Origin of the sequence: Curtobacterium sp. VKM Ac-2887, assembly GCF_015350935.1 — a bacterium.
GTDB lineage: Bacteria > Actinomycetota > Actinomycetes > Actinomycetales > Microbacteriaceae > Curtobacterium.
The window spans coordinates 134,052-157,171 of sequence record NZ_JADKSB010000004.1; the positions used below are offsets into that span (position 1 = coordinate 134,052).

The following is a 23,120-nucleotide window of genomic DNA, read 5'->3' on the forward strand; positions in this document are numbered from 1 at the left end:
TGCCAGGGGTGGATCAGACGGCGGCGTCCGTCGACTCCTCGCGGGCACCGCTGGAGTCGGTGTCCGACTCCTCGGCGACGACCGGCGCGAGCGACAGCTTGCCGCGGTCGTCCACCTTGGTGACCTCGACCAGGACCTTCTGGCCGACGCCCAGGACGTCCTCGACGTTCTCCACACGCTTGCCACCGGCGAGCTTGCGCACCTCGGAGACGTGGAGCAGGCCGTCACGGCCCGGGAGCAGCGACACGAAGGCGCCGAACGTGGCGATCTTCACGACGGTGCCGAGGAACTGGTCCCCGATCTCCGGGTTGGTCGGGTTCGCGATCGCGTTGACCGACGCACGAGCGGCCTCGGCCGACGGTCCGTCGACGGCACCGATGTAGACGGTGCCGTTGTCCTCGATCGAGATGTCGGCACCGGTCTCGTCCTGGATGCCGTTGATCGTCTTGCCCTTCGGGCCGATCAGCTCGCCGATCTTGTCGACGGGGATCTGCACCGAGATGACGCGAGGAGCGGTGTCCGCCATCTCGTCGGGGGCGTCGATCGCCTCGTTCAGCACACCGAGGATGGCCGAGCGGGCCTCCTTGGCCTGCTTCAGCGCCGCGTCGAGCACCGTCGACGGGATGCCGTCGAGCTTGGTGTCGAGCTGGATCGCGGTGACGAACTCCGAGGTACCGGCGACCTTGAAGTCCATGTCGCCGAGGGCGTCCTCGGCACCGAGGATGTCGGTCAGCGCCGCGTAGCGGGTCTGGCCGTCGACGGTGTCGGACACCAGGCCCATCGCGATGCCGGCGACCGGGGCCTTGAGGGGCACACCGGCGTTGAGCAGCGAGAGGGTCGAGGCGCAGACGGAACCCATCGAGGTCGAGCCGTTGGAGCTGAGCGCCTCGGAGACCTGACGGATGGCGTACGGGAACTCTTCACGCGTCGGCAGCACCGGCACGAGGGCGCGCTCGGCGAGGAAGCCGTGCCCGATCTCGCGACGCTTCGGCGAACCCACACGGCCGGTCTCACCGGTCGAGTAGGGCGGGAAGTTGTAGTGGTGCAGGTAGCGCTTCTTCGTGACGGGCGACAGCGAGTCGATCTGCTGCTCCATCTTGAGCATGTTCAGCGTGGTGACGCCGAGGATCTGCGTCTCGCCGCGCTGGAAGATCGCCGAACCGTGGACGCGCGGGATCACGGCGACCTCGGCGTCGAGCGGACGGATGTCGGCGAGGCCGCGACCGTCCATGCGGACCTGCTCGGTCAGGATGCGGCCGCGGACGACCTTCTTCGTGACCGACTTGTACGCGGCGCTGACCTGCGAGTTGGCGACGTCGGGCAGTTCGCCCGCCGACACCTTCGCCGCGATGGCCTCCTTGACGCGCGACTTGAGTGCGTCGTCGGCGTCCTGGCGCTCGGTCTTGGCGGCGATCTTGTAGACGTCACCGAGCTCGGAGAGCGCGATGGCCTCGACGGCCGAGTAGACCTCGGGCGCGTACGGCGGGAAGACCGGGTAGTCCTGGATCTCCTTGGCGGACTGCGCGGCGAGCTTCGCCTGGGCGTCGACGAGGGACTTGAGGAACGGCTTGGCCGCCTCGAGACCCTGCGCGACGACGGCCTCGTCGGGCTTGGTGGCGCCGCCCTGGATGAGCTCCCAGCTGTGCTCGGTGGCCTCGGCTTCGACCATCATGATGGCGACGTCCTCGTTGCCCGCCTCGTCGGTGACGACACGGCCGGCGACCGTGAGGTCGAAGACGGCGTCGGCGAGCTGCGATGCCTTCGGGAACGCGACCCACTGTTCGCCGATCAGCGCGAGGCGCACACCGGCGATCGGGCCGGAGAACGGCAGACCGGAGATCTGCGTCGACGCGGACGCGGCGTTGATGGCCAGCGCGTCGTAGAACTCGTCCGGAGCGATGCTCAGGACGGTGATGACGATCTGGACCTCGTTGCGCAGGCCGTCGACGAACGACGGGCGCAGCGGCCGGTCGATGAGTCGGCAGACCAGGATGGCCTCGGTCGACGGGCGGCCTTCGCGGCGGAAGAACGAACCGGGGATCTTGCCGGCGGCGTAGGAGCGCTCCTCGACGTCGACGGTCAGCGGGAAGAAGTCGAATCCTTCACGCGGGTGCTTGCCGGCGCTGGTGGCCGAGAGGAGCATCGTTTCCTCGTCGAGGTACGCGGCGACCGCGCCCTGCGCCTGCTGTGCGAGCCGACCGGTCTCGAACCGGACGGTGCGCTTGCCGTACTTGCCGTTGTCGATGACGGCTTCGGCGAACTTGATCTCGGGACCCTCCAAAAGGGTGCCTCCTTGATGTGTGTTCGGCAGGCCGTGGCGACGGCACTCGATGGTGCGTGCGCGCCGATCGTTCCGGACGCATGTCTGGCCAGCAGTAGAAGCACTCGGGAAACCGTTCCGGCCCGCGAGCCACCACCGATGACCAGCTCCGTGCCCGGCCTGCGCAGTGTTGTGTCGAACATCCGGGGAAACGGTCCTCGGACACGATGGACTTTACCAGTCCACAGGGAATCGGCGGCGCGGCTCGCTGACGGCCGGGCGAGCCTCGGTAACCTGCTGCCATGCGTCTCACCCCCTCGCGGGGCGTGCTCGTCGCGGCCGCCGTGGTCGTCGGCGCGCTCGTCGCCCCGGTCCTCACCGCTGTCCCGGCGTCCGCGACGGAGTACCCGACCTGGCAGGACGTGCAGCAGGCCAAGGGGAACGAGACCGCCAAGCGCGCCGAGGTCACCAAGGTGCAGGCCGCGCTGCAGTCGGCGCAGGACGAGGCGGCAGTGAAGTCGCAGGCCGCGCTGACGGCCTCGTCGAAGGCGGACGCGGCCGAGGCGGAGCTGGCGGAGGCCACCCAGGCCGCCACGAGCCTCCAGGCCCAGGCGCACCGCGCGTCCGAGACGGCCGAGCGCGCGCAGACACGCGCCGGGCAGCTGGCGGCGAACCTGTACCGCGACGGCAGCACGAACCAGATGACCACCCGGATCGCGACCGCGGGGAACCCCGACCAGCTGCTCTACCAGCTGGGCGCGCTCGACCAGCTGTCGTCCACGTGGTCCGGCGTGATGGACGAGGCGTCCGTCGCGGCCGGAACGGCATCGTCACTGCACGAACAGGCCGAACGCGCCGAGACCGAACGCGCGACGCGTGCGCAGGCGGCCGAGGAACGGTCCGCGGCGGCGAAGTCCGCCGAGGCCGTGGCGAACGCCGCGGTCGAGTCGACCGAGCAGCACAGCGACGAGCTCTACGCGCAGCTCGCGTCGCTCCGGGACACCACCGCGAAGCAGGCCGCCGGGTACGAGCTCGGGCAGAAGGTCGCGGCGCAGAAGGCCGAACAGCAGCGCAAGCGTGCGGCGGCGGCCGCGGCACAGGCGGCGGCAGCAGCCTCGGCGAGCGCCGACACCGGCAGCGGCGGGAGCACCAACGCCGGCGGCGGTACGGGCACGAGCTACCCGAGCACCGGCGGTGTCGTGGTGGACCCCGCGGCCGCGCAGGCCTACGCGCGGAGCGCCCTGGGCTCGTACGGGTGGGGCGACGACCAGTTCTCGTGCCTGGTGTCGCTGTGGACGCAGGAGTCCGGCTGGCGGGCGAACGCGCTGAACGCCTCGAGCGGCGCCTACGGCATCCCACAGTCACTGCCCGCTGACAAGATGTCGGCGGCCGGGGCGGACTGGCGGACGAACGCGAACACGCAGATCAACTGGGGACTCGCCTACATCAAGAGCGCGTACGGGTCGCCCTGCGGTGCGTGGGGCCACGAGATGAGCGTCAACCCGCACTGGTACTGAGCACGACTGCTCGGCGCGTCCCCGCTCACCGCTCCACCAGCCGCAACGCCTGCAGCGGGCACATCGCCACCGCGTCCGCAGCGGCGGCGCGTTCGTCCGGCCGCACCGGCACGTCGCGGGTACCGCCGCCGTCCCGCGCGATCGGGTAGCCCCACTCGTCGCGCGCCAGCCGCTCGGCGAAGAGTTCGGTGCACAGGCCGCGTCCCCGGCAGCGGGTCCAGTCGATGTGCAGGGCGACGGGGCCTGCGGCGGCGGTCATCGGAGTCCCCCGACCGAGCCGGACCCCGCCGAGCCGGACCCCGCCGAGCCGGACCCCGCCGAGCCGGACCCGGCCGCACCGGGCCCGACCAGGCACGCGCCCCGCAGGTGCGCCTGCACGTCGTCGTGGAACACGTCGAGGGCGCTCCGCACCATCCGCGCGACGCCGTCCGGGTGGTGGCAGGCCCCGCGCCCGTCGACCAGGGCAGCGACCCGCCGGACCTCGCCGGCCAGGTCGCCCGCCCGACGCCCGGAGGCCAGGTCGGCGACCACGTCGGCGATCCGCGGCAACCCGTTCACGCACGGCCCGCAGCGGCCGGCGGACGCCCCGGCGAGCGCCGCGGCGAGGCCTGCGGTGACCCCGACCGGGCAGGTCCGGTCGTCGAGCACGGCCAGCACGCCCGCCCCGGGCGCCGCACCCCACGGTGCGAGCCCGTCGACGTCGAAGGCCGCGTCGAGCGCTGCGGCCGGCACCCAGGTGCCGCCCCACCCGCCGAGCAGGACGGCTCGCGTCCGTCGAGGGTCGGCCGCCGGTAGCCGGGAGGCCCCCAGCAGCTGCCCGAGCGGCGCACCCCCGGCGGTCTCCAGCACCACGGCACCGCCCGGGTCGGTCACGTCGCTGACCGTCACGAGACGGGTGCCGGGAGCACTCGCGCTGCCGACGCTCCGCGCCCACGCCGCCCCGTACCGTGCGACGAGTGCTGCCTGGGCGAGGGTCTCGACGTTCGACACGAGGGTCGGCCGACCGCTCGGGCCACGGTCGGCGAGCCGCACGACGCGGTCCTCCGGAAGGCCGCGTCCTCCGGCGACGGCCGAGGCGAGCGCCGTGGCCTGCCCGGCGACGAAGGTGGTGTGGGGCAGAGCACGGACCTCGATGGCGACCGGGTCGGTGCCGGTGCCGCGCCGGCCGTCGGTGCGTTCAGCGAGTGCCTGCCGGACCCGGTCGGCGAGCCGCGCGCTCGTCGCGACCACGGCCTCGGTCGCACCGATCGCGAGCGCCGCGACGACGATGCCGTCGAGCACCAGGTGCGGTGCGCGTTCGAGCAGGACGGCGTCCTTGCGACTGGCGGGTTCCCCCTCGGCACCGTTGGCGATGACGATCGGGGCACCGCGGCTGCCGCGCCGGGTCCGGCCCGCCACGGCGTCGAGCTTGCGGGCGAGCGGGAACCCGGCTCCGCCGCGGCCGTCGACCCCGGCGAGACCGATCTCGTCGATGATCCCGGGCCCCACGTGCGGCAGCGGCCCGTGCGTGCGGTGATGGGCGTCGAGCCCTGGGCCGGGGGCGGCGAGGAGTCGCTGCGTGCCGGTCGGTGGTGGCACGGTGAGCGGGTGGGCCAGGGTCATCGGAGGGCCTCCTTCGGGGTCGGACGGAACGCGGTGACGCCGGCCGTGCAGCGCCAGGCCACGGCGCCGAGGACCGCGGCGGCGCAGACCCCGGCGACCACCAGGAACCAGGCGGAGGTGCCGTCGGTCCCGGTGCCGATCGCGTGCGCCATCGCGATCGGCCACATGGCGTAGGCGGCCCAGTGCACGGCGCGGAACGCCCGCGGACCGATCACCCGGCGGAGCATCCCCGTGACGACGAGCACCACGAGCAGGTCGACCGCCAGGGTGCCGAGCCCGAGCCAGAACCAGCGGTACGCGCCGACGAACGGCACGACGGCGTCCAACAGGCGCAGTTCGGCCTCGGTGTCGAGCAGCAGCGTCACCACGTGCACGGCCACGAACACGGTGGACGCGAGGGCGACGTCCCGGTGCACGAGCTGCACGCCGAACCGCGGCAGGCCGGGGAGCGGTCGTCCGCCGCGGGTCACGATGCCGAGCAGGACCGTCAGGGTCAGGAGCACGACGGCGGCGACGCCCGTGCCGCGGCCGATCACCCAGAGCGCGGTGTCCATCAGGCGGCGTCCGCCCCGTCGAAGGTGACGGTGACGGCACCGTCGGCAGCCTGGTCCTCCGGCCAGCCTCCGAGCCGCAGCACGGAGCCGTCGGCCGCGACGAGCCGGGCCGCACGGCCGCTCTGCCGGAGCCACTCCACGGCGCCGTGCCCCCGGACGACGGCGGCGGTGGTCATCGTGTTGGCGGTGGTGCACGAGGGGGCGACGACCGTCACCGACCGCCACACCGGGTCGGCGGGCAGGCCCCACCGGGGATCGAGGATGTGGTGCCGCGCGGTCCCGTCCTGCTCCCAGCGGCGCTTCTGCGTGCTCGAGGTCGCGACGGACCACCCGGAGGCGATGCGGACGTGGTCGACGGCGTCGTCCGCCAGGTCCTGCACGCGCACCTGCCAGCCGCCGGAGGGGTCCGGGCCGGCCGTGGCGACGTCCCCGCCGAGCGAGACGAGGGCACCGACGCCGAGCCGCGCGGTGATGCTCGCGGCCGCCATGTCCGCGGCGGCGGCCTTCGCCGTGGCACCGAGGTCGAGCGTGACGCCCTCGGGGACCCGCAGGAACGTGCCGGACAGCAGGATCCGCTGCCACGCCGGGCGGTCGTCGAGCGCGCGGGCCACGGCGTCGGGTGACGGGACCGGTGGCGCGTCGGCGAACGCGGCGTCGTACCCGAGGGACACCATCCGTCGGCCGAGCGTCGGGTCGACGTCCCCGTCGGACAGCCGTGCGGCGTCGACGGCCTGGTGCACGAGCGTCGCCAGCAACGGCGAGACCTCGGTGCCGCGCACCAGGTCGTCGGCGCGGGACAGGAGCTCGGAATCGTCGCGGAACCGGCTGCACGCGGCGTCGACGGCGGCCGTGACCTCGCGGATGCAGGACGCGGCGGCAGCGAGGTGGCGGCGGTCGCGGTGGTCGAGGACGACCCGGGCGGTGGTGGTCCAGAGGTCCCACTCGGCGGCGGCGCGCACGGTCACGATCCCGTCGTCGTCGTGTCGGACGACCCACCGGTGGTGCCCTGCGAGACGCCGGTGTCACTGCTGCTCGTGCCGCTGTCGGTCGACGTGTCGTTCGACGAGTCGTTCGACGTGTCGTTCGACGACGAGGAGGACGAGGACCCGGAGTCGGTGGTGGCGTCGCCCGACGTCCCGGTACCCGAACCGGAGTCCGTCGTGGTGCTCGTGCTCGTGGACGTGTCGGTCGTCGTCGTGCTGGCCTGCTCGTGCCCGAACCACAGCCCGGCACCCGTGACCGTCGCGACCGCGAGTCCGCCCAGGCTCACGAGCGCACTCGTGACCCGCGCGGATCGCTTGCCGTTGCCTCTGGTGTCCATCGGTCCTCCTCGTCGTCATGACGAGGTTCCCGAGCGCACCGATGAGCGAGCCGCCAGCCGGCCGCACTCCGACCCCACGAACCCTGTGGTCCGCCTAAGAGCGGGCCGCGGGGTCAGCGGTTCGGGTCAGTGCCCGAGGCCACCGAGCAGGCTCGCGAAGTCCGCGGTCGCGGGGAGCGCGTCGGCTTCCTGCGGGGCCCGCCGGGAGGCCCGGATCGCCCAGGCCAGGTCCGCTCCGGCCCGGCGGATGCGTCCGTCCAGGGCCGCGGCGTCGCCGTCGCTCCCCCAGTCGTCGGTCGCGGCGAACACGCCGGTCGGCACCACCGCTGCACGGAGGTACGCGAAGACCGGACGCAGGGCGTGGTCGATGGCGAGCGAGTGCCGCGAGGTCCCGCCCGTGGCGCCGAGCAGGACGGGCAGGTCGGCGAGCGCGTCCTTGTCGAGGACGTCGAGGAACGACTTCGCGAGGCCGCTGACGCCGGCCGTGAAGATCGGCGTGACGAACACGACGGCGTCGGCCTCGACCACTGCAGCCACGGCGGCGGACAGCGCGGGCGCCGCGAAGCCGGTGAGCATCGCGTCGGTGATCTCGTGCGCGAGCGGACGGAGCTCGACGTGCAGGACGTGCGCGGGCGTGCCCTCGGCGACGAGCGCGGCGACGGCGGCCTCGCCCAGGCGGTCGGCGAGCAGGCGGGTGGAGCTGGGCTCGGAGAGTCCGGCGGAGACGACGGCGATGGTGGTCATGGTGGTTCCCGACTTTCGATGCGTTTGCATGAACATCGTACCGAACCGTGCGCCGCGCGCAACCATTCCCGGGAACGGAGAACGCCCCGGTCCTCGCGAGGAGGACCGGGGCGTTCAGTCAAGCCGTGAGGCGTCGACTAGCGGCGCAGGCCGAGGCGCTCGATGAGCGCACGGTAGCGGGCGATGTCGACGTCGGAGAGGTACCCGAGGAGACGGCGACGCTGACCGACCATGAGCAGCAGACCACGACGCGAGTGGTGGTCGTGCTTGTGCTCCTTGAGGTGCTCGTTCAGGTCGTTGATACGACGCGTCAGAACGGCGACCTGGACCTCGGGGGAACCGGTGTCGCCCGGGTGGGTCGCGTACTCTTCGATGATCTCCTGCTTGACCTTCGCGTCAAGTGCCATGCGTAGATCCCCTTTCAGTCCGTTGCGCGGTGCCCGTGCCTGATGCACGAGCGCTCTTTGTCCGCGGCCGTTCGACGGCAACCGCGCAAGACTACCAGAGTCCTAGGCGGTCCTGGCGCGCAGGCGACGACGACGGGGCGCCGGCAGCAGACTGCGGACGAGTCCGACGAGCGTCGCGCCGAGCAGTCCGCCGAGGCCGTTCGACAGCACGTCGCGGGGGTCGGCGACGCGGTAGGGCAGGTAGGTGGCCTGCGCGAACTCGATGCCGGTCGACAGGGCGACCGCGACCAGGGCCCCGAGGATCCACCAGCGCCGCGGCAGCCACAGTGCGGCGAGCATGCCGACCGGCACGAACATCGCGATGTTGGCCAGGAACTCGGTGCGCTCGTACGTGAACCAGGTGCCGTGCGGCAGCTGCTGCACCCAGGCGATCGCGTGCAGCACGAACGAGTTCTGTGCCGAGGTGAAGACCTGCGGGGTCAGCGTCATCCGCCAGATCACCCAGGCGTACGCCGCGGTCACGGCGAGGAGGAGGAGTCGACGGAACATCCCGGCATTCTGCAACACCGTCCTGCGGGGTCGCTGGAGCGCTCCTGGCAGAAGCCGTCGGCCGACCTGAACGAACACCCCGGTGTCCTGGTCAGGACTCCCCCGCACCTGTCAGCATGGGTGCGAACAGGGAGGACCGCCGGATGCCGGAGCACCAGGGGAAGCGTGCGTCCGCGCGACGTCAGTGGCTGTGGATCGCGGCCGCGGTCGTCGGTGTCGCGGCGGTCGTGACGACGCTCGTGGTCGTCGTGCCGCACGGCGGCGGCCCGGATGCCGACCCGCCGAAGAGCGGACGGGACGTCGTGACGCGGAAGACCGCGGAGCAGGCGTTCCCCGGCGGCCTCGCGCACCAGCCGTCGGACGTGAACCAGCCGGGCATCCGCGAGCGCCAGGCCCGCGCCGCCGGGCACGACGACACCGCGGCGCAGATCGCCCGCATCGCCGACCAGCCGATCGCGACCTGGCTCACGAACACCTCGCGGTCCGAGACGCGCGCGACGATCCGCACCGTCGTCCGGAACGCCGAGCAGCAGCAGGCCACCCCGGTGTTCGTGCTGTACACCGTGCCGGACCGCGACTGCGGCAGCTACTCGAAGGGCGGCACCACCGACGACGCGTACCTGCCGTGGGTCCGGTCCGCCGTCCGCGCGATGGCCGGTTCGAAGGCCGTCGTGCTCGTCGAACCGGACGCGATCGCACAGATCCAGAACTGCGAGCGCCTCCGCGACTCCCGACTCCCCCTGCTCCGCAAGGCCGTGGACGCGCTGACCGGGCACGGAATGACGGTGTACCTCGACGGCGGCAACGAGAACCGTGTCCCGACCGCGACGATGGCCGACTGGCTGCGGCAGGCGGGTGTGGACGAGGTGCAGGGCTTCTTCACGAACGTCTCGAACTTCTACCGCGTCGACCCGGAACGCGCCTACGCCGACGAACTCGCCGACGCGATCGGTGGTGATCCGCACTTCGTCATCGACGTCTCCCGGAACGGTCAGGGCTGGCGGGGGACGTGGTGCAACCCCGAGGGTGCGGGTCTCGGCCAGGCACCGCACGTCACCGGCGGATCGAGCCGGCTCGACGCTCTGCTGTGGGTGAAGACCCCTGGTCTCAGCGACGGCACGTGCAACGGCGGACCGGCCGCCGGACAGTGGTGGGAGTCCTACGCGCTCGGTCTCGTCGAGAACCGCAAGCGCGACTGACCCGCGGCCGGGGTGTCGGTGCCCGGTGGTTGCATGAGCGCATGACCCCGACCGACAGCCGGCGCTCCGTCGTCCCGCCCTACCTGCTCCACGCCGTGGCCCAGGCGGCCGAGTTCCCCCGGGCGGCCTCGGCCGCGCGCACCGCACTGGCGTCCCTCGAGCTCGTGCAGAGCCCGAAGCACCAGCACCTGGTCGCCCCTCGCCGTGTCAGCGGCACGGTCGACCGGTCGCCCCAGCGCACGATCGCCGACGCCGGCGGCACGACGACCCTGCCCGGCACGATCGTCCGGAGCGAAGGCGACCCCGACACCGGTGACGCGGCCGTCGACGAGGCGTACGCGGGCCTCGGCGCGACCCACGCCTTCTGGCTCGACGTCTTCGGCCGGGTGTCGATCGACGGTGCCGGACTCCCCCTCGACGCCACGGTCCACTTCGGGCAGGACTACGACAACGCCTACTGGGACGGCAGCCGGATGGTGTTCGGCGACGGCGACGACGAGGTCTTCCGGCGCTTCACCATCGCGCTCGACGTCATCGGGCACGAACTGGCGCACGGCGTCACGCAGTACACCGCCGACCTGACCTACCAGGGGCAGTCCGGGGCGCTCAACGAGTCGATCAGCGACGTGTTCGGCTCTCTCGTCGCCCAGTACGCGGCCGGGCAGACCACCGAGCAGGCGAGCTGGCTCATCGGCGAGGGGCTCTTCACCGATGCCGTGCACGGCGACGCTCTGCGCTCGATGCGGGCCCCGGGTACCGCCTACGACGACCCGGTGCTCGGCAAGGACCCGCAGCCCGCGACGATGGCCGACTTCGTCGTGACGACCGACGACGCCGGTGGGGTGCACACGAACTCCGGCATCCCGAACCACGCGTTCTTCCTGGCGGCGACCGCGATCGGCGGGTACGCCTGGCAGGGCGCCGGTGCCGTGTGGTGGGACGCCCTGACCTCGGACGCCGTCACCGCCTCGATCGACTTCGCTGGCTTCGCCGCCGTGACGATCGACGCCGCTGGGTCCCGGTTCGGCGCCGGTTCCGCGGAGCACACCGCGGTGCAGGACGCCTGGCGGACGGTGGGCGTCCTCGTCTGAGACGATCGAGCGCCACGCACCGGCGTACGGTCGGGAGCATGCGCATCGAGGTCCGTCGTTCCGGGGGCTTCGCCGGTACCACGCGGCACTGGCGGGTCGACACCGACACGAGCGCCGACCCCGCGGCGTGGTCCGAGGTCGTCGACGCGCTCCCCCGGACCCCCGCGACGGCGACGGCCGGGCCGCCGGTCCCCGACGACTTCACGTGGACGATCACCGTCGAGCGCACGACCGTGACGATCCCGGGCCGCCGTCTCGACGGCGCGTGGGCCGACCTCGTCGCGCGCGTCCGCTCTGCAGGCGACCCGTCCTGAGACGGCGGGCCCGTGCCGGAGCCGCCACGGGCCTCCCGTCCGCCCCGCGCCGGCCGGACCGCCGCGGATCGTGAGCAGGAATGGTCGCCTCCGCGCGGCGAACTCGACCATTTCTGCTCACGAAGTGGCCGCGCGCGATGCGCGAACGCGACCCCTCAGTCGACGTCGATGACCGTCAGGCGCCGCGTCGGACGGGTCATCGCGACGTAGACCGCGGCCGCCGGGCGCGCAGCGTCGGCGCCGACCCGGTCGGGGTCGACGAGCAGCACGCCGTCGAACTCGAGGCCCTTGGCGTCCGCCCCGGTCAGCACCGTGAGCGACCCGGCGTGCGGCGAGGCGAGCCCGCGCACGTCGGCCTCGGTGCGCGTGAGCCGCTGCCGGACGGCGTCGACCTCGGACTCCGGGACGATCACGCCGATGGTGCCGGCACCGATCCGCGACCGTTCGGCGTCGGCGACCGACACGACCGTGTCGAAGAGGTCGGCGCGGGCGACGCGGACACGCTCGACGGGGTCGCCGTCGCGCACGGCCTCGTTGCGGGTGACGGTCAGGCCGGCACCGTCGGCGAAGACGCCGGCGGCCTCGACGATCGACCGCGGGGTGCGGTAGTTCACGGTGAGCTGCTCGATGCGGTGGTCGAGCGGCACGAGCGGTGCCCGGCCACGGCGTCGGCGGGCGAGCGCGCCGAGCACGTCGTCCCAGGTGCGTGCGGCCCCGGGCGAGGAGCCCTGCGCCATGTCGCCGACGATCGTGAAGGAGCGCAGCGGGTTGCGGCGTGCGAGCACGCGCCACTGCATCGGCGAGAGCTCCTGCGCCTCGTCGACCACGATGTGTCCGTAGGTCCACTCGCGGTCGTCGGCGGCGCGCTCCGCGGTCGAGCGGGGGTCGCCGCCCTCGGCGAACGAGCCGGCGACCTGTTCGGCGGTGACGATGCCCTCGACGCCCATGTTCTCGATCGCCTGCCGCGCGTTCTCGATGTCACGGTTGCGGCTGGCCTTCGCCGCGCGCTTGGCGGCGCCGCCGGTCGGGTCGAACGGGCCGAGCAGTTCGGCGGCCTCGTCGAGCAGGGGGACGTCCTCGACCGTCCAGGCAGCACCGCGTGCGCGCTGCAGCAGGGCACGGCGTTCCGGGGTCCAGTCCGGGGTCAGCGAGGCGAGCCAGTTCGGACGGGCGTACAGGTCCTCGAGGAACTTCTCCGGGGGCAGCGGCAGCCACGCGGTGTTGAGCAGCACGCGGGCGTCGTAGGAGCTCCGGATGTCCTCGCGCAGGACCTTCTCGTCGGCCTCGTCGACCGTCGTGCCGCGCTCGCGCAGCTGTTCGGCGAGCAGCCGGGTCATCGCGTCGAGCGCGAGCTTGTTGAACGTCACGCGCGCGGCGTTGTGGGGCTTGCCGCGGTCCTGGGCGCGCTTCATCGCGTCGGCCACGAGCTGCGGCGTCACGACGAGCCGCTCGCCCTCGATGTCGAGCGTGACCGACTCGGTCGGCACCACCTGGCGGGAGCGCACGGCGCGGCGCAGGAGTGCGGCCGTCTGCGCGGAGCCCTTCACGGCGGCGACGTCGCGGGCGTCGTGCGTCGTCGCGTGCACCCCCGGGTAGAGGGAACCGAGCGAGGCCATCACGACGCCGGTCTCACCGAGCGACGGCAGGACCTGCTCGATGTAGGTCAGGAACGCCGGCGACGGGCCGACCATCAGGACGCCGGAGCCCCGCAGCCGCTCGCGGTACGAGTACAGCAGGTACGCGGCACGGTGCAGTGCCACGGCGGTCTTGCCGGTGCCGGGGCCGCCCTGCACGATCAGCACGCCCTCGAGCGGGGAACGGATGATGCGGTCCTGCTCGCCCTGGATGGTGGCGACGATGTCGGTCATCCGGCCGGTGCGCTCGGCGGTCACCGCGGCCAGCAGCGCCCCCTCGCCCTGCAGGTGGGTGCGCTCGTCGTCGTAGAGCGAGGCGTCGAACACCTCGTCCTCGACGCCGACGACCCGACGGCCCTCGAGCGACAGGTGGCGACGCGAGCGCATGCCCATCGGGTGCGCCGCGGTGGCCTGGTAGAACGCGCTGGCACCGGGCACACGCCAGTCGAGCAGCAGTGGGCGGTGGTCGGCGTCACGCAGGCCCACGCGGCCGATGTAGCGGAAGGCGTCCTCGGAGCTGTCGGGCTCGGAGACCTCGAGCCGGCCGAAGACCAGACGGTCCCCCACGCGCTCGAGCGTCGCCACGGTGTCTTCGTAGAGTCGGGCGTACGCGTCGCGCTCGCTGCGGCTCTGGTGGTTCCCGCCGACCGCCTGACGACGGGTCTCGGCGAGACGCTGCTCGGCCTCGGCGGTCAGCTCGTCGAGACGGCGGAAGAGGCCGTCCACGTAGCCGCGCTCGCGGTCGATCTCGGTCGGTTCGGACACACGCAACCCTTCGGGAAGAGGGGAATCCAGTGTACTGCCCGCTGGAGGCCCGCAGTTCCCGAAGGGTCGTCGGTCACATCTCTTCGTGCGTGTCCGGGTCTGCGTCCCACAGCCGGCCGCGCTCGAGGCCGGAGATGGCCTGCACCTCGGCGTCGGTCAGCTCGAAGCCGAACACGTCGAGGTTCTCGCGCTGCCGGGTGGCGTCGGCCGACTTCGGCACCGGCACGGCACCGAGCTGGACGTGCCACCGCAGGACGACCTGTCCGGGGGTCACACCGTGGGCCGCTGCGGCGTCGGTGATCGGCTGCTCGGTGAGGAGCTCCGACCGGACGGCGAGCGGGCTCCAGCTCTCGGTCACGATGCCGAGCTCCTGGTGCACCTTCCGCAGTTCTGCCTGCGGGAAGTACGGGTGCAGCTCGACCTGGTTCACGGCCGGGGCGACACCGGTCGCGTCGATGATGCGACGCAGGTGCTCCGGGGTGAAGTTCGAGACACCGATCGAGCGGACCTTGCCGCTGTCGCGCAGGTCGACGAACGCCTTCCACGTGTCGACGAACTTGTCCACCGACGGGTTCGGCCAGTGGATCAGGTACAGGTCGACGTGGTCGAGCCCGAGGTTGCCCAGGGTCTCGTCGATCGAGCGGTGCGCCTCGTCGTAGCCGTGGTGGCGGCCGGGGAGCTTCGACGTGACGACGAGGTCCTCACGCGCGACGTCGGACTCGCGGACGGCACGGCCGACGGCGTCTTCGTTGCCGTAGTTCAGTGCGGTGTCGAGCAGCCGGTAGCCGCCCGCGATGGCGGTGCCGACCGCGGCCGCACCCTCGTCGCCGTTCAGGCCGTAGGTGCCGAGGCCGAGCTCCGGGAACCGGTGGCCGTCGTTCAGCTCGATGGTCGGTGCACCGACCTGCATCAGCGCACCCCGAGCAGGTCGATCACGAAGATCAGGGTCTTGCCGGACAGGAAGTGGCCACCACCGGCGGGACCGTAGGCGAGCTCCGGCGGGACGACGAGCTTGCGGCGACCGCCGACCTTCATGCCGGGGATGCCCTCCTGCCAACCGCGCACGAGCGCTGCGAGCGGGAAGTCGATGGGCTCACCGCGGTTCCACGAGCTGTCGAACTCCTCGCCGGTCTCGTACTCGACGCCGGCGTAGTGCACCTTGACGGTCGAGCCGGCGGACGCTTCCTCGCCGGAGCCCTCGACGATGTCGGTGATGACGAGATCGGTGGGGGCCGGTCCCTCGGGCGCGTCGAACTCGGGCTTGCTGCTGAGGTCAGTCATGCGATCCAGTCAACCAGAGCGCGGCAACGGCAGACGCAACGGCCACACAGGCCGCAGAATGGTTCCACCGTGACACGACCCACTCCCGCACCGCCGCGCCGCCGCCTGCTCGCCGACCTCACCCCGCTCCGCCGCTCCCCCGCCTTCGCCCGGCTCTGGGCGGGCACCGCCATCGCCGGCATCGGCACGCAGATGACGACGGTGGCGGTCGGGCTCGAGGTGTACGAGATCACGCGCTCCACCTTCGCGGTGGCGCTCGTGGGGGTCATCGCCCTGCTGCCGATGGTGGTCGCCGGCCTGTACGGCGGCATGCTCGCCGACGCCTTCGACCGGCGCACCGTCGCACTCGTGTCGTCGATCATCGCCTGGGTCGCGGTCGCCCTCATCGCCACCCACTCGTGGCTCGGGCTGCACAGCGTCCCACTGCTCTACGTCTTGGCGACCGTGAACGCCGTCGCAGCGACCGTCAGCAACGCCTCGCGCTCGGCGATCGTCCCGCGACTCGTCGGCACCGACCTGCTGCCCGCGGCGAGCGCCCTGGGCGGGATCGCCTCCGGGTTCCAGGTCACCGTCGGACCGGCCGTCGCCGGCGTCCTGATCGCGAGCGTCGGGTTCGCGCCGACCTACACGATCGACGTCGTCCTGTTCACCTTCGCGTTCCTCGGGGTGTTCACGCTGCCGCGGATGGCGGCCGACCACGGTGCCCTCCGTCCGGGGCTGAGCTCCCTGGTCGAGGGCGCGCGGTTCCTGCGGAGGTCGCGCAACATCACCATGACGTTCGTGCTCGACATCGTCGCGATGACGTTCGGCCAGCCCCGCGTCCTGTTCCCCGCGATCGGGGCGCTCGTGATCGGCGGCGGATCGATCACCGTCGGCACCCTCACTGCCGCCTACGCGATCGGTGCACTGCTGTCGAGCGTCTTCTCCGGGCCGCTCGGGCACGTGCGCCGCCAGGGCGAGGCGGTCGGCTGGGCCATCACCGCGTACGGCGCAGCGATCGCGGCGTTCGGCGTCGTCATCGCGCTCGCGCACGTGCTCGGTGGACGATCGGGCGAGTCGTTCTCCGTCGGGATCCTGCCCGCGCTCGGGTTAGCGGCCCTGTTCCTGGCGGCGGCCGGCGGTGCGGACAACGTCAGCTCGGTGTTCCGGAACACGATCCTGCAGGCGGCGTCGCCGGACGGCATGCGCGGCCGGCTGCAGGGCATCTTCATCGTCGTGGTCACCGGCGGACCGCGGCTCGGTGACCTCTACGCGGGCCTGGTCGTCGCGGCCGGCATCGCGTACCCGCCGATCATCGGCGGCGTGCTCATCGTGGCGCTCGTCGCGCTGCTCCTCCGCCTCGTCCCTTCCTTCCGCCGCTACGACGCCCTGCACCCCCACGCCAACTGACGCCCGAGACTCGGGGCCGCTGCGCCGAGACTCGGCCCCAGCGACAGTCCTCGGGGCGCGCAGCGCGCGATCTGTCGCTCAGCCCGAGACTCGGCAGCGGCCGCCGGACGCGACCACGGGACGGCCTGGAGGCGCGTGGCGGCGCCGCCACGGGCCTCCAGGCCGTCACGTGTCGGGTACCGTACAACGCATGCCGGACAGCGCATCGCGCGATCTCCAGCGGACGGGAGTCCGCGCCGTCGTCCGGCGCACCTACCACTCGGTCATCCGGCACCGCGTCGTCGACGCGGCGGCGTCGCTGACGTTCTTCGCGCTGCTGACCGTGTTCCCCACCGCGCTGACCGTGGTCTCCGCACTGTCGATCGTCGACCGCAAGGGCGACAGCCTGGCCGACATCATCGGTGTGCTCGGGTTCATCCTGCGCCCGGAGACGGCCGAGCACCTCGAGACCCCGCTGCGCCAGCTGCTGACCCTCGACAACCCGTGGCTCGGCTTCGCGACCGGCGTCGTGCTGACGCTGTGGTCGCTGTCCGGGTACGCGACGGCGTTCGGGCGGGCGATGAACACCTCGTACGAGGTCGAGGAGGGTCGGCGGATCTGGAAGTTCCGCAGCATGATGCTCCTCGTGACGCTGCTCGTGATGGCGGGCGGGGCGATCGCGATCGTGATCCTGCTCGGCACCCCGACGATCTCGGCGGCGATCGTCGCGTCGTTCGGGTGGGCACCGTGGATCGACGACGTGTGGAACGTCGTGAAGTGGCCCGTGCTCGCCGCCGACCTGGTCGTGATGGTCGCGGTCCTGTACTACGCGACCCCGAACGTGAAGACGCCGCAGCTGCGCTGGGTGTCCGCCGGTGCCGCGTTCGCCATCGTCACCTGGGCGCTCGCGACCCTCGGCTTCGCCGTCTACGTCGAGACGATCGGCGGCGGGAACCGTGCGTACGGGTGGCTCGGCGGCGGGATCCTGCTGCTCGTCTACCTGTACATCTCGAACTTCGTGCTCGTGGTCGGCGGTGAGCTCGACTCCGAGGTGATCCGGATGCGGCAGCTCCTGGCCGGCATCGAGGCCGACGAGTCGATCCGGTTGCCGCTGCGCGACGTCACGCGCAACTTCACCCTCGCCCGCTGGCGGGACGCCGACATCGCCGCGGCGCGGAACGTCCGGACCACCGCGGCCCAGGTCGCCGCCGACGAGGACGCCGAGCCGACCCCGGAGCAGGAACACCTGCGCGACGTGGCACAGCAGGTGCGCGTCGGCGAGGCGCCGATGCCCTGAGGAGGGGTCGCGCTTGCGCTTCGTTCGTTGCGCTTCGTGCGCCTGCGCTTCCAGCTCGTCAGCGCTCGCGCGCCGCTCGGTCCAGCATCTCCTCGGTGACCACCGGGATCGCACCGGTCGCGAGCTCGATGCCGGACAGCCGCGCCGGGCTCAGCACGCGCTGCACCTGGTCCTCGTCCATCAGGCCGGCGGCCACGACGAGCGTCGAGATCGGCGTCGACGTGGTCAGTGCGGTGTGCGCGATCGACGCCGCAGCCGCGTAGCCGATGTACGGGGTCAGGGCCGTGACCACCCCGACGTTCGTGTCGACCTGCGCAGCGAGCTTCGCCTCGTTCGCCTCGATGCCCGTCACGCAGTGCTCGCGCAACGTCGCACAGCCCCGTGACATCCACTGCAGCGACTGCAGGATCGAGTGCGCGATGATCGGCTCGAACGCGTTGAGCTGGAGCTGACCGCCCTCGGCCGCCATCGTCACGGTGGTGTCAGCGCCGACCACGGCGAACGCGATCTGGTTCACGACCTCGGGGATCACCGGGTTCACCTTGCCCGGCATGATCGACGAGCCTGCCTGGCGCGCCGGCAGGGTGATCTCGCCGAGTCCCGCCTGCGGCCCCGACGCGAGCAGCCGCAGGTCGTTGCAGATCTTCGAGAGCTTCGCGGCACTGCGCTTCACCGTGCCGGACAGCGTCATGAAGGCGCCGGCGTCACTCGTCGCCTCGATCAGGTCCGGTGCCGTCACGACGTCGATGCCGCTAGCGTCCTGCAGCTGCCGGCGGACCTCGTCGCGGTAGAGCGGGTCCGCCGTGATCCCGGTGCCGATCGCCGTCGCACCGAGGTTCATCTCGGCCAGCAGCGGCAGGACCTTGCGGAGCAGGTCGGCGTCCTCCTGGATCGTGTGCGAGAAGCCGGTGAACTCCTGCCCGAGGGTCATCGGCACGGCGTCCTGCAGCTGCGTGCGGCCGACCTTGAGCACGTCGGCGAAGGCGTTCCCCCGCTCGGCGAACGCCGCGGAGAGCTGCTCGAGCTGCTCGATGAGCCGCCGGGCGGAGAAGATCATCGCGATCTTGATGCTCGTCGGGTACGTGTCGTTCGTCGACTGGCTGCGGTTCACGTGGTCGATCGGGTGCAGGTACCCGTAGTCGCCCCGCTCGTGGCCGAGGAGCTCGAGGGCCCGGTTCGCCAGGACCTCGTTCGTGTTCATGTTCGTGCTCGTACCGGCACCGCCCTGCACGATGTCGACGACGAACTGCTCACGCAGGGCGCCGTCCCGCACCTCCTGCGCAGCACGGTCGATGGCGTCGGCACGCTCGTCGTCGAGGACACCGATCGCCCGGTTCGCCCGCGCTGCCGCCTGCTTGACGGTGGCGAGCGCCTCGATGAGGTCCGGGTACACCGAGATCGGCACCGACGTGATCGGGAAGTTATCCAGGGCCCGCAGGGTGTTGATGCCCCAGTACGCGTCGATCGGGACCTCGCGCGACCCCAGCGAGTCGCTCTCGGTACGGGTCTGCGCCCCGGTGGGGGCCTGTGCTGCTTCGTTGCCGGTCACACGTCGAGGCTAGCCCAGTCCGTCCGGCCGGTCCGGGAGCCGGGCGGGAGCGCGCACATGGTGAGCAGGAATGGTCGGGTCGCCGGAACGCACTCGACCATTCCTGCTCACGAAGCGCGCGTCGCGTCAGCGCCGCCCACACCCAGCCGGACGGGAGGCACGGTGCCAGGCCGCCACGGGCCTCCCGTCCGGTGGGCGCGAGCGATCGCGTGCCCGTGGATGGTGAGCAGGAATGGTCGGGTCGCCGGAGGGCACTCGACCATTTCTGCTCACGAAGCGCGCGTCGCGCGCGCCCCGCGTCAGTGGAACTGGGGGACGATGAGGTAGATGCCGTACAGCACGACGGCGCCGCAGACCGCGTAGCAGAGGATCGCGAGCGCACGGAAGGCACGCACCGCGGTCGTCGCTCCGGCGGGGTTCGGGAACCCGGCGGTCGCCGGACCGATCGTGCCGTCGTCCTTCACGGTGAACTTGCCCGCGCGGGTGTCCGCGGCGCTCCAGAAGCGGAGACCGACGGAGTACACGGCGACGACGAAGCACGACGAGACCACGGCGACCAGCGCCACGGTGACGAACGCGAACCAATCAATTCCCATCAGCGACGGCCTCCCTTGCGTGCGGCCATGCGGCGGAGCGTGCGCTCGCGGCTCAGCGCTGCGCGGCGGTCCGCGACGGCGTCGGCGCGCTTCTTGCGCTGCAGGTCGCGCAGTTCCTTGCGGGTGTACACGGCGTTCGCCGCGACGTCGACCTCGATGGCCGAGGCGCCTTCGTGCGGCTTCCGGAGCGACCACAGGTACAGGCCGAGGATCACGGCGGCGCCGACGATGGCGTCGATGACGAGCCCCATGACGCCCAGACGTGCGATGCCCGACGCCACCGCGCCCACGGCTGCGGCGGCGGGCAGCGTGATGAACCAGGCGATGACGATCTTGCCGGCGGTGGACCACTGGATCTTCGAGCCGCGGCGGCCGAGCCCGGCGCCGATGATCGAGCCGGAGGACACCTGCGTGGTCGAGAGCGCGAAGCCGAGGTGGCTGGACGCCAGGATCGTCGCGGCGGTCGAGGCCTCGGCGGCGAAGCCCTGGGTGGCCCGGATCTCGGTGATGCCGGACCCGAGCGTGCGGATGATGCGCCACCCGCCCGTGTAGGTGCCGAGCGCGATCGCCAGGGCACAGGCGACGACGACCCAGAACTGCACGCCCTGGTTCGACGACTGCGCCCCCGAGGCGATCAGCGTCAGCGTGATGACACCCATCGTCTTCTGGGCGTCGTTCGTGCCGTGCGCGAGCGACACCATTGACGAGGTGAAGATCTGCCCGACACGGAAGCCACCGCGCTCGTTCGGGAACACCGGGCGCTTCGTGATCCGGTACGCGATGCGTGTCGACAGGAACGACACGAGCGACGCGATCACCGGGGACGCGAAGGCCGGGATGATGACGACCGTCAGCAGCGCGACGTAGTTGACTGACTGGAACCCGGCGCCGACGATCGCAGCTCCGATCAGTCCGCCGAACAGCGCGTGCGACGACGACGAGGGCAGCCCGCGGAGCCACGTGATCATGTTCCACACGACCGCTCCGATGAGCCCCGCGAAGATCATCTCCGGTGAGATCGCGACGCCGCCCGGACCCTCGTTGATGAGGCCGTGCGAGATCGAGGTCGCCACCGCGGTGCTGAGGAACGCACCGACGAGGTTGAGCACCGCGGCGACCGTGACCGCGACCTTGGGCTTCATGGCCCCGGTCGCGATCGGAGTCGCCATCGCGTTGGCGGTGTCGTGAAAACCGTTTGTGAAGTCGAAGAAGAGGGCCAACGCGATGACCAGGACGACTATGAGTGTGATGTCCACCGCGGGCCAGTGTTCCCCATCGACGGCCTCCGGAGCAAACCTGATCGGCAACCTGCTGTTCACCGGAGCTTCAGACTCGTTCAGATTCGGAACCATGCCGATGCGAGAATGAGTCCCATGGACACCGTCGAGCTCCTCATCCTGTTGGTCGGATCGCTCGCGGTGACCGGGTTCGCACGGGCGAAGGGACTCCCCGCTCCCCTGCTCGTGACGGCGGTCGCGCTCGCAGCGTCGTTCCTGCCGGGGCTGCCCGCGATGGAGATCGACTCCGAGGTGATCCTGACGGTGATCCTGCCGCCGCTGCTCTACTCGGCGGCGCTCGACGTGTCGTGGCAGAGCTTCCGGACGTCGATCAAGCAGATCCGGCGTCTCGGCATCTTCCTGGTCATCGTGACGGCACTCGTGGTCGGCGCGGTGGCGTACTTCCTGATCCCGGACATGACCCTGCCCGCGGCGATCCTGCTCGGTGCGATCGTCGCCCCGCCGGACGCCGTGTCCGCCGCCGCGATCGGTCGCAAGCTCGGGCTCCCCCGCCGGGTGATGACGGTGCTGTCCGGCGAGAGCCTGATCAACGACGCCGCGTCCCTGACCCTGGTGCGCGTGTTCACGCTGATCATCGCCGGGACGTCGCTCACCATCTGGCAGGACCTCGGCATCTTCGGCCTGGCGATCGGCGTCGGCCTGGCCGTCGGCATCGTGCTCGGCGTCGTCGTGCACTGGATCCGGATGCGGCTCAACGACCCCGTGGTCGAGACGATCATGAGCATCCTGCTGCCCTTCGTCGCGTACATCCTGGCCGAGGACCTCTCCGGCTCCGGCGTCATCGCGGTCGTCACGGCCGGCCTGTACATCGGCTACAACTCGCCGAAGGAGGGCTACGCCACCCGCCTGCAGGAGCGCCCGCTGTGGACCAGCATCGACGTCATCCTCGAGGGCTTCGTCTTCGCCCTGATCGGCCTGCAGCTCAACACCGTGGTGCAGGACCTGGTCGAGAGCGAACGGAGTCTCGGCCAGACACTCACCGCCGCGGCCGTGGTGCTCGGCGTCGTGATCCTGGTGCGGCCCCTCTTCATCTTCGAGTCGTACGTGCGCAACCGCTTCAACGGGCGATGGCTCCGTCCGCTGCGCATCAAGCTCTCCCGGGGCCACCCGTCACTGCGGTGGATGCGCGGGACGGCCGAGCCGAAGCTCAACTGGCGCGAGCTCACCGTCATCTCGTGGACCGGCATGCGCGGCGTGGTGACCCTCGCCGCCGCGGTGTCCGTGGTCGCGAGCCCGACGCAGATCCCCGCACAGGACACGATCTTCATCATCGCGTTCTTCGTGACCGTCGGCACCCTGCTGCTGCAGGGCCTGACCCTGCCCTTCGTCATCCGTGCACTCAAGGTGCAGGACCCGGCCGAGGGCGAAGAGGACGTCCGGAGCGAGATGCGGCTGAACCAGCGCACGACCGAGGCCGCCATCGAGCTGCTCGAGAAGCGACGGCCGGACTGGTCGAAGCAGTACGGCGCCGTCGCCGTCGACTCCGTGGTGAACCGGCTGAAGGCACGGCTCGAGCGGCAGGTCGAGACGTTCCGGCAGGACGCCCTCGAGGAAGAGGTCGAGGAGCGCAACGCCCCGATGCGCCTGCGTGGCTCGCAGATCCAGGACATCCGGCGCGAGCTGCTCGACCGACGACGCGAGATCGTGCTCGAGGAGCGCGAGAAGGGCAACCTCGACGAAGAGGTCATGCGCCGCGTGCTCGTGACCCTCGACGCCGAAGAACTCGCGATGGACTCGGCGCAGGCGTCACGCAGCCGCTCCTGAGGGCCTCGGC

General features: G+C 71.7%; 22 protein-coding genes. 7 read left to right on the plus strand and 15 right to left on the minus strand.

Annotated features, from left to right (window positions below):
- Positions 1–13: 13 nt before the first annotated feature.
- Positions 14–2,281 carry a polyribonucleotide nucleotidyltransferase gene (locus tag ITJ69_RS06405; RefSeq protein WP_194672335.1) on the minus strand — a complete coding sequence of 756 codons (2,268 nt, stop codon included), beginning with the start codon at positions 2,279–2,281 and terminating at the stop codon, positions 14–16.
- Between the two features lie 281 nt (positions 2,282–2,562).
- On the opposite strand from ITJ69_RS06405, the gene ITJ69_RS06410 reads away from it, so the two are divergent.
- On the plus strand, positions 2,563–3,777 hold the full coding sequence (locus tag ITJ69_RS06410) for a coiled-coil domain-containing protein (protein ID WP_159573115.1): 1,215 nt from the start codon (positions 2,563–2,565) through the stop codon (positions 3,775–3,777).
- Positions 3,778–3,802: 25 nt separating this feature from the next.
- Here the strand turns inward: ITJ69_RS06410 and ITJ69_RS06415 are convergent, their stop codons facing one another.
- The 8 genes from ITJ69_RS06415 to ITJ69_RS06450 form a co-directional block, all read right to left on the minus strand.
- Positions 3,803–4,036: a ferredoxin gene (locus tag ITJ69_RS06415; protein ID WP_194672336.1), complete on the minus strand. Its 234-nt coding sequence runs from the start codon at positions 4,034–4,036 to the stop codon at positions 3,803–3,805.
- Positions 4,033–5,379, minus strand: a complete 1,347-nt coding sequence (locus tag ITJ69_RS06420; RefSeq protein ID WP_228505016.1) for an NADH-ubiquinone oxidoreductase-F iron-sulfur binding region domain-containing protein — start codon at positions 5,377–5,379, stop codon at positions 4,033–4,035. Before ITJ69_RS06420 ends, ITJ69_RS06415 begins: the two co-directional genes overlap by 4 nt.
- Positions 5,376–5,933: a ferric reductase-like transmembrane domain-containing protein gene (locus ITJ69_RS06425; protein ID WP_194672337.1), complete on the minus strand. Its 558-nt coding sequence runs from the start codon at positions 5,931–5,933 to the stop codon at positions 5,376–5,378. The genes ITJ69_RS06420 and ITJ69_RS06425 overlap by 4 nt, the downstream gene beginning before the upstream one ends.
- Positions 5,933–6,898, minus strand: a complete 966-nt coding sequence (locus tag ITJ69_RS06430; RefSeq protein ID WP_323743018.1) for an FAD:protein FMN transferase — start codon at positions 6,896–6,898, stop codon at positions 5,933–5,935. The genes ITJ69_RS06425 and ITJ69_RS06430 overlap by 1 nt, the downstream gene beginning before the upstream one ends.
- The gene (locus ITJ69_RS06435; protein WP_194672338.1) at positions 6,895–7,254 is read right to left on the minus strand and encodes a hypothetical protein; all 360 of its coding nucleotides are present in this window, start codon (positions 7,252–7,254) and stop codon (positions 6,895–6,897) included. Before ITJ69_RS06435 ends, ITJ69_RS06430 begins: the two co-directional genes overlap by 4 nt.
- Positions 7,255–7,380: 126 nt before the next feature.
- Positions 7,381–7,998 (minus strand): CE1759 family FMN reductase, encoded by a 618-nt coding sequence (locus ITJ69_RS06440; protein WP_194672339.1) that lies wholly within the window; start codon positions 7,996–7,998, stop codon positions 7,381–7,383.
- A 137-nt stretch (positions 7,999–8,135) separates the two neighbouring features.
- Positions 8,136–8,405: a 30S ribosomal protein S15 gene (rpsO, locus tag ITJ69_RS06445; protein WP_070416523.1), complete on the minus strand. Its 270-nt coding sequence runs from the start codon at positions 8,403–8,405 to the stop codon at positions 8,136–8,138.
- A gap of 102 nt (positions 8,406–8,507) precedes the next feature.
- Entirely contained in the window at positions 8,508–8,954 is a 447-nt protein-coding gene (locus tag ITJ69_RS06450) for a VanZ family protein (protein WP_123293926.1), read from the minus strand.
- A gap of 116 nt (positions 8,955–9,070) precedes the next feature.
- Between ITJ69_RS06450 and ITJ69_RS06455 the strand changes: the two genes are divergently transcribed.
- Genes ITJ69_RS06455 through ITJ69_RS06465 form a run of 3 tightly spaced genes read left to right on the plus strand, consistent with a single transcriptional unit; the run spans position 9,071 to position 11,558 of the window.
- Positions 9,071–10,153, plus strand: coding sequence for a glycoside hydrolase family 6 protein (locus ITJ69_RS06455; protein WP_228505018.1), 1,083 nt, complete (start codon positions 9,071–9,073; stop codon positions 10,151–10,153).
- Positions 10,154–10,194: 41 nt separating this feature from the next.
- A complete protein-coding gene (locus tag ITJ69_RS06460) occupies positions 10,195–11,244 on the plus strand; it encodes a M4 family metallopeptidase (RefSeq protein ID WP_194672341.1) in 1,050 nt (349 codons plus the stop codon).
- Between the two features lie 38 nt (positions 11,245–11,282).
- Positions 11,283–11,558, plus strand: a complete 276-nt coding sequence (locus ITJ69_RS06465; RefSeq protein ID WP_111084572.1) for a protealysin inhibitor emfourin — start codon at positions 11,283–11,285, stop codon at positions 11,556–11,558.
- A gap of 155 nt (positions 11,559–11,713) precedes the next feature.
- Here ITJ69_RS06465 and ITJ69_RS06470 read toward each other — a convergent pair whose 3' ends face one another.
- From ITJ69_RS06470 to ITJ69_RS06480, 3 genes are all read right to left on the minus strand, one after another.
- Positions 11,714–13,957: an AAA family ATPase gene (locus ITJ69_RS06470; RefSeq protein ID WP_323743020.1), complete on the minus strand. Its 2,244-nt coding sequence runs from the start codon at positions 13,955–13,957 to the stop codon at positions 11,714–11,716.
- Positions 13,958–14,030: 73 nt separating this feature from the next.
- The gene (locus ITJ69_RS06475; RefSeq protein ID WP_194672343.1) at positions 14,031–14,867 is read right to left on the minus strand and encodes an aldo/keto reductase; all 837 of its coding nucleotides are present in this window, start codon (positions 14,865–14,867) and stop codon (positions 14,031–14,033) included.
- Positions 14,867–15,238 carry an FKBP-type peptidyl-prolyl cis-trans isomerase gene (locus tag ITJ69_RS06480; RefSeq protein ID WP_194672344.1) on the minus strand — a complete coding sequence of 124 codons (372 nt, stop codon included), beginning with the start codon at positions 15,236–15,238 and terminating at the stop codon, positions 14,867–14,869. The genes ITJ69_RS06475 and ITJ69_RS06480 overlap by 1 nt, the downstream gene beginning before the upstream one ends.
- 69 nt (positions 15,239–15,307) lie before the next feature.
- Between ITJ69_RS06480 and ITJ69_RS06485 the strand changes: the two genes are divergently transcribed.
- Complete coding sequence (locus tag ITJ69_RS06485) at positions 15,308–16,627, plus strand: MFS transporter (RefSeq protein WP_194672345.1); 1,320 nt, start codon at positions 15,308–15,310, stop codon at positions 16,625–16,627.
- Positions 16,628–16,817: 190 nt separating this feature from the next.
- A complete protein-coding gene (locus tag ITJ69_RS06490) occupies positions 16,818–17,903 on the plus strand; it encodes a YihY/virulence factor BrkB family protein (protein WP_194672346.1) in 1,086 nt (361 codons plus the stop codon).
- 58 nt (positions 17,904–17,961) lie between these two features.
- On the opposite strand, the gene ITJ69_RS06495 is transcribed toward ITJ69_RS06490, so the two are convergent.
- The 3 genes from ITJ69_RS06495 to ITJ69_RS06505 form a co-directional block, all read right to left on the minus strand.
- Positions 17,962–19,452: an aspartate ammonia-lyase gene (locus ITJ69_RS06495; protein ID WP_194672347.1), complete on the minus strand. Its 1,491-nt coding sequence runs from the start codon at positions 19,450–19,452 to the stop codon at positions 17,962–17,964.
- A gap of 299 nt (positions 19,453–19,751) precedes the next feature.
- Positions 19,752–20,048, minus strand: coding sequence for a hypothetical protein (locus tag ITJ69_RS06500; RefSeq protein WP_123293936.1), 297 nt, complete (start codon positions 20,046–20,048; stop codon positions 19,752–19,754).
- Entirely contained in the window at positions 20,048–21,304 is a 1,257-nt protein-coding gene (locus ITJ69_RS06505) for an inorganic phosphate transporter (RefSeq protein ID WP_123938824.1), read from the minus strand. The genes ITJ69_RS06500 and ITJ69_RS06505 overlap by 1 nt, the downstream gene beginning before the upstream one ends.
- 117 nt (positions 21,305–21,421) lie before the next feature.
- On the opposite strand from ITJ69_RS06505, the gene ITJ69_RS06510 reads away from it, so the two are divergent.
- A complete protein-coding gene (locus ITJ69_RS06510; protein WP_131878592.1) occupies positions 21,422–23,110 on the plus strand; it encodes a cation:proton antiporter in 1,689 nt (562 codons plus the stop codon).
- Positions 23,111–23,120 lie beyond the last annotated feature (10 nt).